Source organism: Trichocoleus sp. DQ-U1, assembly GCF_039961925.1.
In the GTDB taxonomy this organism is placed as follows: domain Bacteria; phylum Cyanobacteriota; class Cyanobacteriia; order Cyanobacteriales; family FACHB-T130; genus FACHB-T130.
The window spans coordinates 1-12380 of the sequence record NZ_JAMPKB010000114.1; the positions used below are offsets into that span (position 1 = coordinate 1).

Genomic DNA, 12380 nt, shown 5'->3' on the forward strand with positions numbered 1-12380 from the left:
AGCTCCGTATACGGCATACCAACTCCCCAGTGTCTTGATGCTGATCTACTCCCTTATTGTGCAATCTCGATTATGAACTGGCACACTACTTGACCATTCATGCAGGAGGTCTAATAAATCGGCTTCTTGGGCTGTGGACAGATGTAAAATATGCAAGCGTCGCTGATACTTTTTAGATAAATAGAGTGCCAATTCGGTAGCTCAAAGAGCGGCTTGATTATCCTGAATTTGAGAGTGAATGGCTGGAACGTGAATTCCAGCAAATTCTTGTCGTCGCTGGTTTATCCGAGCTTGGTCTTCTGCGTGAACGGCAATTAAGCGATTTCCCTTTGCAAAAATAGACTCCAATACCGTATCTCGACCCACCAGTAATTGACCGTGCATCGACCCCATAAAAATTTTGATTCCAGAGGTGGGATGCGCCTCTATAAGATCCGACAGATATTCTCCGGTTGCCCCAATAAAAAAGCCATAATTAACTAAGCACTTCTGGGCACCTCGTCGCAACTTATCATCGAGAGCCGCCTGGGTAGTTGTCAGAGGGCGAGTATTGGGCATTTCCAGAAATGACGTTACCCCGCCTTTAGCACAAGCACAACTCGCCGCGAACAAATTTTTTTGTGTTCGAGTCCCGGTTCTCGGAAGTGTACCTGCGGATTGATGACTCCCGGCAACAAAGTCAGACCTTGAACGTCTATATCTTTATCCACTAGTAGACTATCAGATGCTAGGATTTCCAGATGCTAGGATTTTAGTGCAACCCGGACAATTTCCCGACCCAAGGTTTGCACCTCCCCAACCAAAAATTCACCCGTAGGCGGGAGAATTCGAGCATTGCGAATCAACAGAGAGGGGACAGAAAACATGGTAATCAGTTGTTGATGCAGTAGTTAAGTGTGAGCGACAATTGTATGGTGCGATCGCGCTTTGTCGTAAGATGGCACTTTTCTAAACTGACCATCCAGCAACCGGGTAAACGACAGAAGCTAAATATCTGTAATATTAGCCGGATATATTTAGACAAAATTTGTACACAATATATATAGCGAATCATCCGTCTTCCTTAAAATAAATAATTACCTAGGGAATCAATTTCATTCATTTGCTTGAGTGATTAACCGTTTATGACTGACGTGCAGAATCAACAACCTGACCTCAACCCCCAACCAAAAGCCGAAAATCCTTTCATAGAGGGAATAAAAACGATTGGCTTGAGTGCCATTCTGGCCTTTGGAATTCGCTCTTTTGTGGCGGAAGCACGCTACATTCCTTCGGGTTCAATGCTGCCTACACTACAAATCAATGACCGTCTGATTATAGACAAGGTTAGTTACAACTTCCGATCTCCACAGCGGGGCGACATTGTGGTGTTTGCGCCGACCGAAGCGCTAGAAAAGCAAAACTTTCACGATGCTTTTATTAAGCGCGTGATTGGTTTACCTGGGGAAAAGATAGAGGTGAAAGGGGGACGGGTGTATGTCAACGGGAAACCCCTGTCAGAAAAATATATTGAAGAACAGCCACAGTATACCTATGGGCCGGTGACGGTGCCAGAAAACTCCTACCTGGTACTGGGTGATAATCGCAACAACAGTTACGACAGCCACTATTGGGGTTTTGTCCCCCGCGAAAAAATCATTGGTCGTGCTGTGGTGCGCTTTTGGCCCCTCCAACGTGCCGGAGAAGTGGATAGCGCTCCAGCTTATACCAAGGAATAGTAGGGAGTAGGGGCGAGTTTCACCAAGATATTTGTGCGTCACTAAACCCCTGGCTCAATCCGCCCCTACAGTTAGATATTTCTTCGGTTTGACTGACTAATTACCCATTACCCAAGTTTGTAAAACCCGACCCGTCAGCGATCGCCCTAGCCAAGGGGTATTTTCTGAGCGGGATTTTAGGGTTTGTCTGTCCGCTGTCCAGCTTAGCTGGGGATCAAATAAGACCAGTTCAGCCGGTTGACCGGGCGCGATCGCTGGCGGTTTTTGCTGCAAACACTCCGCCGGATGGGTACTTAAAACCCGCCACAGTTCTAAAGCTGACCAGTCACCAGTCGCAACAAAGGTGTGCCACAGAAGCGATAAAGCCAACTCTAGACCAATTACGCCTGCGGGTGCTTCGGAAAAGGCGACTGTTTTCTCTTCGTAGGTGTAGGGAGTATGGTCAATCGCGATCGCGTCTAACACCCCACTCTGTATCCCCTGAATCAGCGCCGCTTGGTCTGAAGAATTGCCGAGAGGGGGTTCTAGTCGCAAGTTCGAGTCGTAACTGCTTACCGCCTCCGTATTGTGCAATAAATGCATCCAGGTAGTACTCGCGGCGATTGGTAAATTCCGCGCCTTGGCATTCGCAATTAGCTCAACGCTGCGAGCGGTGGAAACGCGCATGATATGGACAGGGGTGCGAGTAGCTTCCACCACTTCTAGCAAAGCAGCCAGCGCCGATGTTTCTGCGATCGCTGGGTTTCCTGGCAAGCCAAAGCGAATCGACGCCGTGCCTTCTCTCATCACCCCATTGCCGCTCAAAGCGCGATCGCAAGGCCACAACGCCACAGGTTTTCCTAACGGCTGGAGATATTCCAACAGGCGTCGCAGCAGCGCCAGATTCTGCACAGGCTGTCCATCTGCAAAGCCTACCACCCCAGCCGCCGCCAGTTCAGCCAGGGATGTCATCTGCTGCCCTTGGATACCAACAGTCAGCGCCCCCCAAAATTCAATTTTGGATTTTGGATGTTGGATTTTGGCTTGTTGAAGGTAGGCTAAACCCCCTAAATTGTCGAGAACGGGTAGAGTATCTGGCAAGATTGCCAGTCGAGTAAAGCCCCCGGCTGCTGCCGCATCAACGAGCGAGGCTAAGGTTTCCCGCTCTTCAAACCCAGGCTCACCAGAGTGGCTGTATAAATCTACTAACCCTGGCCCTACGACGAATCCCCGACAATCCCGGACAGTCGTGTCAGCGGACAAGTCAGAAATTTCAGTTTCGACTGCTTGGATATAACCGTCAGCAATCAGAATATCGGCAATCTGGTCGGTTCCAGAAACTGGGTCGATGACCCGTACTTGTTGGAGCAGTTCATTCATAATCGTTTCGAGTTTTGAGTTTTGAGTTTTGAGATAAAAAGTTTCTTCATTCAAAACTCAAAATTCATAACTCATCACTCTACAATGCACCGGCAGCCGTTTGATCGAGAACGCCCCCACCTAAGTGAGTTGTGACATTCATCGCTTGCAGCACCGGCGTACTTTCTGGCCCTTGAAGATAGTCGATAACCGTCACTGCCCCGTTCCCCTGCTTAATGCTCCAGAAATTTTCTGGATTTAAACCCAAAAGGTAGCAGAGTAAGACTTTGTTCGTGGCGTCGTGAGCAACCACCAAACCTGTTTTCGGTCGATCTCCAGAATAAGACGCGACCATGTCTTGCCAAGCTGCGATCGCTCGATCCCAAACTTGTTGTAAGTTCTCTCCCTCTGGCATCTGCACCGTCTCCGGAAACTCTCGCCACTGTTGCAGCATCCCCGGATACGACAGCTCGATTTCTTCTTCAAATTTCCCTTCCCACAGCCCGTGACTAATTTCTGCCAAAGGTGCCTGTAGTTCAATCTGGACGTTGGGGTGATATTTCAGAATTATCTCGGCTGTTTCCTTGGGACGCAGCATCGGGCTAGTTACGGCAAAGTCAATCGGCACATCCTTGAGAAATTCCGCCGCCTTCCGGGCTTGTTCTCGACCGTTATCGTTGAGGGGAACATCAATTTGCCCTTGAAAGCGTTTCTGGCGATTCCAGTCGGTTTCCCCGTGGCGTACCAGCAGCAAACGGAGTCCGCGATGACCCGGACGCGGCTTTGGCAGCACTTCTCCCACATGGGCAGTGAGATTCATCGACTCTAATTGCGCCGGTTTGCCCCAACCAGCGGCAAAATTTAGCACGCTGATGCCGCAATTCGACTGTTGAATCGAATGGTAGCGCTGTGGCGATATTCCAATTGCCGTGCTGAGCAAAGCCCGGTTGATGCCGTTATGCCCGACGATTAAAATCGTGTCTCCTGCATGGCGGGATAAAGTTTCCTGCCAGAATTGCCGCGCTTGCTCGTAGATGGCTAAGACTGGGAAGTGTTCTTTTAATCCCTCTGGCGTCGGGACGCTCATCCGAAATTCCTGGGGACGCTCATGCCAACATTGGTAATCTTCAGGAAATTTCTCCTGCACTTCCACGGAAAGCATTTTCTGCCAAAGGGGTAAATCAATTTCCATCAAGTTATCGGACGCTGTTAAGGGGGCAGGCGTCGCCAAACTGGATTGAACGATCTCTGCGGTTGCTTTCGCCCGTTGCAGGGGGCTACTGTAAATCGCATCAATTTTCAAGTTACTCAGAGTAGCGCCAAGTTGACGGGCAGTCGCGCGACCTTTTTCCGTCAAAATTGATTCATCACAGCGGCCCTGAATTCTACGCTCACTGTTATAGCTGCTCTGACCATGACGCACGAGAATGACTCGAGTATTCAGGGTGATATCCTCCGTGGAAACTAGCACTGCAAAGACAGCAGCCTACATATTCTTATTCGCTGGCTCAGCTAGAGAAGAATTAGGTCGGCTCTGCCTCAGTTTGGTAAGGTAAAGTTCCCCTAATGCTCTAGGCGGGAAATCTACGCCCATCATCAAGAGCAAAAAGGTTCAGGAGAATTTTAACCTGTCCCGGACACGCATCTAAGATATTCCTCATAGGTGCCGTGACACTAAGAGCCTACAGGAGTTTTCATGACAATTAAGCGGTTGCTGTTGGGGTTGCTGACAATTTTGGCTTTGTTTCTGATTACCCACTCATTACTGGATAGCTGGAATCAGCCTCAGATTCAAGGTCGCCTGGAACTGTACCAAACGAATTTGTTACTCCAAGCGAGTGAGTGGCAGGGCGACAAAGCTGGTGATGCCAATTTGACAAACGCCCGGAACGCTCTTTTAGGTGAAGACCCTTTAAGAACTGCCCAAAAGCAGTATGAGGAGGCGCGTTCGGAGGATCGAGCCACTCTGGAAAAGCTGCAAGGACAGCTCGAAAAGCTCAAATCGGAAGCTGATTTGAATCCCGATGCAGCCAGATCGCAGCCGCAATTACCAGCGTCAATCAACAAGGTAAAAAAGCTGATTGCTGAGCTTGACTTGCGGTTGGGAATTTTACAAGCTCAACAAGGACAAACAGACGCGGCGATTAAAACTTGGACGGAATTAATTAATCGGTCTAAACAGGAAGCGGCGAGCGAGTTACAGACTAAGCCAGCGGCGATTTTGGTGGGACTTTGGAGCGAGCCACCCAGCCTGATGTTGGATGCCCAGCCGCAAATTCAAGAGCATTTAGACGGCTGGTTCCGCGATCGCGCTTTGACTAAACTCTACCAAGTACAGGATCGTCAGGAGGAGCTGGCAGCACTCCAGGCACGAGAACAGGAACGTGCCGAAGCTGCAATTGTAAAATTAGCGATTGTTGGAGCAATCCCGCTAGCGGGAGTATTGGTGGGATTAGGATTGCTGATTTTTCTGCTAGCAGGAGTGCTAATTAAGGGAAAAGAAGCCATCCTCGCTCAAAATGGCGATCTCCCTTGGACAACGCCTTGGAATGCCGAAATTATTTGGCAGGTGTTCGTCGTAGGCTTTTTCTTTATCGGTCAATTTCTGCTGCCGCTCTTTTTTAGCTTACTGCCGCTAAACCGAGCCAGCTTTGATATTCGGACACAAGCTGCTTTTGTTCTAGTGAGTTACGCAACATTGGCGTTTGAGTGTCTGCTGGTTCTGTATTTATCTATCCGCTCTTTTTTACCGTTGCCAGAAGGTTGGTTTCGATTCAATTGGCGGGGAAACTGGATTCTTTGGGGATTGGGCGGATATTTAGTCGCGCTGCCTCTAGTGATTGTGGTGTCGCTGATTAACCAAAAGCTGTGGCAGGGACAAGGGGGCAGCAATCCGATTTTACCGATTGCTCTAGAGGGGCAAGATAGTGTGGCGCTGGCGATCTTTTTCTTGACGGCGGCGGTGGCAGCACCATTGTTTGAGGAGTTCTTGTTTCGCGGTTTTCTGTTGCCGTCCCTCACCCGTTATATGCCCGTTTGGGGAGCGATCGCGCTCAGTAGTTTGTTCTTTGCGATTGTTCACCTGAATCTCTCAGAAATCCTGCCCCTGGCGACTTTGGGGATGGTTTTGGGAGTGGTGTATACGCGATCGCGCAACCTCCTTGCACCGATACTCCTCCACTCTCTCTGGAATGGTGGCACTTTGCTGAGTCTTTTCCTCTTGGGTAGTGGATCTGCGTGATGTTTCCTTCCAGTCATTGTTAAGAAGAATCAATGCTTTCCGTCTTGTGATAGATGCGTTACCCAACTGGGAACACTAAAAGCGGAAAGCAAATTTTTCAAGGGTTCACACAAATGAGGGATGGAAACTCTACTGATGCCAGCAAAAAAATCGCCGCTGGAGTCTGCGGGATTCTTATCGGGGCTTTAGGTATCCATAAGTTTGTTCTTGGCTATAACACAGAAGGCATCATCATGTTGCTGGTTAGCCTGCTTACCTGTGGAATCGGTTCGCCAATTATGGGCATTATTGGTTTGATCGAGGGAATAACTTATTTGACAAAATCTGACGAAGAATTCGTCAGCACTTACCTTGTTAGCAAGAAAGGTTGGTTTTAGATCGACCCCTGCGAGAGCGCTTGGGTAGACGCTAGCTTAACTTGAGCCATGTCTAAATTATCTCGCTCTAATCTGTCTAGCAATGCTCGACGGATTCGCTGGTTGATATTAGGAATATGTTCAGCACCTCTAGTGGGAACCTACTTTTATAACCAAGGATATAAAGTAACGTTCCTAGTTTGCCCAATTCGGCACTTTACGGGGATTCCTTGTCCTACGTGTGGCATGACTCGGTCTTTTATGGCAATTGTGCGAGGAGATTGGAGTTGCGCCTTAGCAGAACACCTGTTCGGCCCGGTTTTATTCGCTGCCTTTTTGATTGCAACAGTTCATATTACACTTGAACTAATCGCGGGACGTAAAATCGCCGTCTTGTATGTTCAAATGCTTAGGACCCGAAAGCTACAGGTGCTGAGCCTACTTCTAATTTTAAGCTACCATGCGTTGCGCTTGTATTATTTATCAAAGTCTGGAGAACTATATCTTGCCTTGGTTCATTCACCATTGGGTCAGCTATTTTTTTGAGGAATTCATGCTTGTGTAAAAAGTTTGGTTTTTAGGTCAAATTATTTGCGATCACTTGTTTGTATTTTGTCGTTTTTGTAACGATAAATTTAACAGATAGGGCGATAATTTATTCATGTTTAAATTAAGTTGCTTCTGTAAATCTTTCTCATGACTTAATATGCTAATACGCAAACCCAAAAAACTGATTTTACCCATGTTCCTAGCTTTGTTAGGTATGGGATATTTCAGTGTAATGTCTAGCTTAGAGATTAACTTCTTCTTTAGGGGCTATGCCGCGCTCATGCCAATGCAGGCTCTAGCACTGGTCTACGTGATGTATCTTCGCTGGAGTAGCCGTTGACCGTTCGCGGGTAACTAACTTAAAAAAGATTAAGAATTTTTGCGCGATCGCCCGGACTTTCGCCTAACCTCAAAATAGAGACGCTAGAACAGTCTGGCGTTGAGGTGTCGTGGAAAGTCCCAAGATTCTCTATGCAATCCCCCCAAACCGTAGCCGCTACCCCTGCATCGCCGCTAGAGACGATCGCCTTGGATGTCACAGGCATGAAATGTGCAGGCTGCGTGAAAGCGGTAGAAAAGCAGCTAACCCAGCATCCAGGCGTCGTTTCTGCCCGCGTTAATCTGGTGACAGAAGTCGCTGTCGTAGAATGCGAAGCGGGTGCGATTGACCCGGTTGCGTTAGCCGAACAGGTGACAGAAGCCGGATTTCCGACCCAGCCTCGTCTCGCCACTAAAACAGGCGAAAAAGCAAAAGAGGCTCTGAGTCCAGCAGAACGGCACGCCCTAGAAAATCGCCAGCAGTTGAGGCAATTAGTTATTGCGGGCGTTCTGATTGTGCTGTCGGCAATGGGTCATCTTAATCAACACTTCATCTCTTTTCCCGCTTATTTTTCACCCCTGACCAACATTTGGTTTCACTGGGGATTAGCAACGGCAGCGTTACTCTTTCCTGGACGCCAGATATTAGTCGATGGGTGGCGGGGCTTGCGGCGAAATGCTCCCAATATGAACACCCTGGTGGCGCTAGGAACGCTTACAGCTTACACGGCTAGCTGCGTGGCGTTGCTATTCCCTCAGCTCGGTTGGGAATGTTTCTTTGATGAGCCGGTCATGCTGTTAGGCTTTATCCTGCTAGGGCGCACCTTGGAGCAACGGGCAAGAGGTCGTGCCGCCGCAGCCTTTCAGGCATTGTTGGCGCTCCAGCCGAAAGTTGCTCGTTTAATTGCCAATCCTACGGCTGCTGGCTCTACGCCCAGAGCCAAGGGGAACGACTTCGGGGGCATTGAAATCCCCGTTGAGCAAGTCCGAGTAGGTGAATGGTTGCGGGTTTTGCCGGGAGAACAGATCCCGGTCGATGCAGAAGTGGTGGCGGGTCAGACAACGGTGAATGAGTCAATGTTGACTGGGGAGCCGGTTCCAGTCGTGAAGCAACCGGGAGACTCGGTGGCGGCTGGGACGCTGAATCAGTCGGGAGCGATCGCGATCAAAGCAACTCGCACCGGCAAGGACACGACTCTGGCGCAAATTGTCGCCCTGGTCGAAGAAGCCCAAATCCGGAAGGCTCCCGTGCAGCTATTGGCGGATACGGTGGCAGGATACTTCACCTACGGCGTCCTGGCAGCAGCGACGTTCACGTTTTTATTTTGGTACTTCATCGGCTCTCAACTTTGGCCTGATGTCACGATGTTGAGCGCAGTGGGGATAGAAAGCCACTCAGCGATGCACGCAGTCATGCACCATGCCGCTGGCATGGGCAGGGAAACCCCACCTCTACAGCACTCAGCTTTGTTACTCAGTTTAAAGCTAGCAATTTCTGTCTCTGTCATCGCTTGCCCCTGCGCTCTAGGCTTAGCGACCCCCACGGCAATTTTGGTGGGAACGGGTCTGGGGGCAGAAAGAGGGCTGTTGATCAAAGGCGGCGACGTGCTGGAACGGGTACACCACCTGGATATCGTGGTATTTGATAAGACAGGCACTCTCACCACGGGTCATCCCATCGTGACTGATTGCTTGCCGATGGGGAATTTGATCCCGGAAATCCTCCTCCAACTGGCGGCGGCGGCAGAAAGTGGCACCACCCATCCCCTCGCGGAGGCAATCGGGGAAGAAGCGCACCGCCAAGAGTTAACGATTCCCACTGCCGAGGAGTTTTATACGGAACCGGGACTAGGGGTATCGGCTTTGGTCGAAGGCGTGCGGGTTTTACTGGGGAACGCAGATTGGTTGACTCAGCAAGGAATTTCCCTAAGCGAGTCAGAACAAAACCAGGCTCAGCAACTAGCCTCTGCGGGTAAAACGGTGGTTTATGTCGCCGCTGACGGTCAATTAGCGGGGTTGATTGGCGTCACCGATACCCTCCGTCCAGATGCGAAAGCAACGGTGTCACGCTTGCGGCAGATGGGATTGCGGGTGATGCTGCTGACTGGAGATCGGCTGGAAGCGGCTAGGGCGATCGCGTCTCAGTTGGAACTTAATCCAGACTCGGATGTCTTAGCAGATGTCCGTCCAGACGCCAAAGCCGCCGCGATTGCCCAGCTACAAGCTCAGGGTCAACACGTCGCAATGGTTGGTGATGGCATCAACGATGCCCCCGCTTTGGCACAAGCAGATGTTGGCATTTCCCTCCAAGGGGGAACCGATGTCGCCATTGAAACTGCTCAAATTGTTCTGATGCGCGATCGCCTTCTGGATGTTGTCAAGTCAATCCAGCTTTCCCGTGCGACTTTCAACAAAATCCGCCAAAATCTGTTTTGGGCGTTTGCCTACAACACTATCTCCTTGCCAGTTGCTGCGGGTGTGCTGCTACCCACTTTCGGGCTTGTTCTCAGCCCATCTGCTGCCGGAGCATTAATGGCTTTTAGTTCTGTCAGCGTCGTCACTAACTCGCTTTTGCTCCGTAAATCTCTCTCTACCGATAACTGATTCAGTCTAGGCGCGTTTAATCAGTCGGATTGGTTTGTTACAAAAATCTTAAATTAAACCTGCTTTTCGATAACTGCCAACGAACAATTGACCGCTAACTCGGTGTGCCACAATATGATAGAGGAGATTATAACCCTCCAAACACATCAAGCCTGCTCCAAGCTGACGACACTGGCTTCAGGGAAGGCGAGGGTGTTACGCTGGAGTCCTGCCAACCTCCGCCAAAGCGCCTCTTGTTTTCCTCAAGATAATGCTCGGTCGAGTGTTGATATTCAGGGTGCAGGCACAGGCGCTTATCCCGCCGGTTGAGAATGGTGCCACTGTTAGTCTAAGTAACTGTTTTTCACAAACCAACCGCCCTCTCTTAAATAATTTTTCAATGGCTGTAAAACTGCATCTGAACCATATATTGATTATTGAAGATGATCAGGGACGTAAGGAGTTTCCCTTAGAAAAGCCGGAATATTGCATTGGCAGAGACCAGAAGTGCGATATCCGGTTGTACTCCCAATTTGTATCGCGTCGGCACGCAACTTTAGTGCAAAAATTGCGTGCGGATGGCTCTTACTATTATCGAATTGTCGATGGCGACAAAGGCAAGCCCAGCGCCAATGGTCTGTTGATCAATGGTCGAAAACTCCAAGCTCACGATCTCGAAGATGAAGATGAGATTGTGTTTGGGCCGCAAGTGCGGGCACGCTACTTCCACCTGAAGCGAGAATCCATTCCCACGGGACCTCCAGATGAGTGGGACATTACCCTGATTAGTCCCAATATGGTTGGCGATGGGGAAGAACCTTAATTTTCTCCATGAAGATCTCGCCTGAGAACTTCCCAGGGGGAAGCTTGTCTATCCGGCGACGCTTTCAACTAGTTGCCAATGGCGATTTTCCGCGATCGCCTGATGCACCTGATAGAACATCTGGTGGCAGTGGTTGTCCACTTGCAGGGGCAACTCTTCGTTTTTCACTACAAAATTCATCCGCACTTCTCGGTCGGTAGCGGTCGATTTATCGATGAGCACTTCCACCGTCACCAGCTTGGCAAAAGAGACGTGACCCGGTATCTCGCGAGCCATCAAGTAGTCTCCAGTGTTGTAGATAATATCGAAATTACAGGACTCCAAAACTTCTATGAGCACCTGCTGGAGACGCTCAAGGGGAACTGCAACGATAAATGAACAAGTATAGCGAGCCATAAAAAATCCCCGACGTCATATCCCTCGACCCTCTTATCATACCGAACCTTCGTTTCGGGTCAGAAAGGAATGCTTGCTTCTAAGGCTAGAGCCATCACCCAGCCTTTATCAGCTTCCAGCATACCAGTCGCTCCTCCGGAAGAACTAAGTAGGGAAGTTACCAAAAGCACGGGGTGGGGTTGACTGATACTTTGGAAGAATGAAGGATGAGTGGGGTGTGGATTCATCGGTGCTGGTGAGCAACATCCCGATCTTGAGCAAGAAAAAAGGGCTGTGATGATAAGGATTGGGGAATGCAGGGCAAGCTGATTGTGTTTGAGGGAGTGGAAGGAAGCGGTAAAACAACTCAGATGCAGCGATCGCGCGATTGGCTTCTGGAAAAGATGAAGGCAGAATCTCCGATTTTCTCGCAGGTGGCGATCACCAGAGAGCCAGGGGGTACAGAATTGGGTAAAGCTTTGCGCCGCTTGTTGCTCGAAGGGACTCTGACCCACCCAATTCAAGACCGGACAGAACTATTGTTGTATGCAGCAGACCGCTCGCAGCACGTTGAGGAGGTACTAAAACCAATCCTGACGGCGGGAGGAATTATTTTGTGCGATCGTTACACCGATTCCACTATCGCCTATCAAGGCTATGGTCGAGGTCTTAGCCTATCTTTAATCGAGAAGATATGCCAAATGGCGACAGACGGGCTGGAAAGCGACCTCACCCTGTGGCTAGATGTTGACGTTGAAATAGGTCTAGCACGCGCTAAAGCCAGGGGAGCCGCCGACCGAATGGAGCAAGCAGAATTGGCGTTCCACCAACGGGTACAGCAGGGGTTTAGAGCCTTAGCAGCAGCCCATCCCCAGCGGATTGTGCGGGTGGATGGCAGTGGCACTGAGGCAGAAGTCCAAGGGAAAATTCAGGCTATCTTGACTCAACGGTTTCGGGAATGGTCTCTAGGGCGTGTCATCAATTAGATAAGCTAGAGCAAGAGAGAGAAGAAAAGGCTGAGCAATGACACGACGGTATGCCCTGCGCGATGACCAATGGGAGCGGCTCAAAGACTTGTT

Annotated in this window: 12 protein-coding genes and 1 pseudogene; 8 read left to right on the forward strand and 5 right to left on the reverse strand. The window is 49.8% G+C overall.

The window, feature by feature from the left end:
* Positions 1-111: 111 nt before the first annotated feature.
* Positions 112-866: pseudogene (locus NDI34_RS25910) on the reverse strand (dihydroorotase); the annotation flags it as partial.
* Positions 867-1124: 258 nt separating this feature from the next.
* On the opposite strand from NDI34_RS25910, the gene lepB reads away from it, so the two are divergent.
* Positions 1125-1718, forward strand: coding sequence for a signal peptidase I (gene lepB, locus NDI34_RS25915; RefSeq protein WP_190414052.1), 594 nt, complete (start codon positions 1125-1127; stop codon positions 1716-1718).
* A gap of 96 nt (positions 1719-1814) precedes the next feature.
* On the opposite strand, the gene NDI34_RS25920 is transcribed toward lepB, so the two are convergent.
* Complete coding sequence (locus NDI34_RS25920; protein ID WP_348234260.1) at positions 1815-3080, reverse strand: dihydroorotase; 1266 nt, start codon at positions 3078-3080, stop codon at positions 1815-1817.
* A gap of 76 nt (positions 3081-3156) precedes the next feature.
* The gene (locus NDI34_RS25925) at positions 3157-4500 is read right to left on the reverse strand and encodes a histidine phosphatase family protein (RefSeq protein WP_348234261.1); all 1344 of its coding nucleotides are present in this window, start codon (positions 4498-4500) and stop codon (positions 3157-3159) included.
* A 252-nt stretch (positions 4501-4752) separates the two neighbouring features.
* Between NDI34_RS25925 and NDI34_RS25930 the strand changes: the two genes are divergently transcribed.
* From NDI34_RS25930 to NDI34_RS25955, 6 genes are all read left to right on the forward strand, one after another.
* On the forward strand, positions 4753-6297 hold the full coding sequence (locus NDI34_RS25930; protein ID WP_348234257.1) for a CPBP family glutamic-type intramembrane protease: 1545 nt from the start codon (positions 4753-4755) through the stop codon (positions 6295-6297).
* A gap of 113 nt (positions 6298-6410) precedes the next feature.
* The gene (locus tag NDI34_RS25935; protein WP_190414164.1) at positions 6411-6674 is read left to right on the forward strand and encodes a TM2 domain-containing protein; all 264 of its coding nucleotides are present in this window, start codon (positions 6411-6413) and stop codon (positions 6672-6674) included.
* A 48-nt stretch (positions 6675-6722) separates the two neighbouring features.
* The gene (locus NDI34_RS25940) at positions 6723-7199 is read left to right on the forward strand and encodes a DUF2752 domain-containing protein (RefSeq protein ID WP_199292049.1); all 477 of its coding nucleotides are present in this window, start codon (positions 6723-6725) and stop codon (positions 7197-7199) included.
* Positions 7200-7673: 474 nt separating this feature from the next.
* On the forward strand, positions 7674-10124 hold the full coding sequence (locus NDI34_RS25945; protein ID WP_348234258.1) for a heavy metal translocating P-type ATPase: 2451 nt from the start codon (positions 7674-7676) through the stop codon (positions 10122-10124).
* A 114-nt stretch (positions 10125-10238) separates the two neighbouring features.
* Positions 10239-10433 carry a hypothetical protein gene (locus tag NDI34_RS25950; RefSeq protein ID WP_190438021.1) on the forward strand — a complete coding sequence of 65 codons (195 nt, stop codon included), beginning with the start codon at positions 10239-10241 and terminating at the stop codon, positions 10431-10433.
* Between the two features lie 70 nt (positions 10434-10503).
* On the forward strand, positions 10504-10926 hold the full coding sequence (locus NDI34_RS25955; RefSeq protein ID WP_190414059.1) for an FHA domain-containing protein: 423 nt from the start codon (positions 10504-10506) through the stop codon (positions 10924-10926).
* 48 nt (positions 10927-10974) lie between these two features.
* Here the strand turns inward: NDI34_RS25955 and NDI34_RS25960 are convergent, their stop codons facing one another.
* Positions 10975-11322 carry a hypothetical protein gene (locus NDI34_RS25960; RefSeq protein WP_190414060.1) on the reverse strand — a complete coding sequence of 116 codons (348 nt, stop codon included), beginning with the start codon at positions 11320-11322 and terminating at the stop codon, positions 10975-10977.
* Between the two features lie 59 nt (positions 11323-11381).
* Complete coding sequence (locus tag NDI34_RS25965; protein WP_190438018.1) at positions 11382-11549, reverse strand: hypothetical protein; 168 nt, start codon at positions 11547-11549, stop codon at positions 11382-11384.
* Positions 11550-11615: 66 nt separating this feature from the next.
* On the opposite strand from NDI34_RS25965, the gene tmk reads away from it, so the two are divergent.
* Positions 11616-12287, forward strand: coding sequence for a dTMP kinase (gene tmk, locus NDI34_RS25970; protein WP_348234259.1), 672 nt, complete (start codon positions 11616-11618; stop codon positions 12285-12287).
* Positions 12288-12380 lie beyond the last annotated feature (93 nt).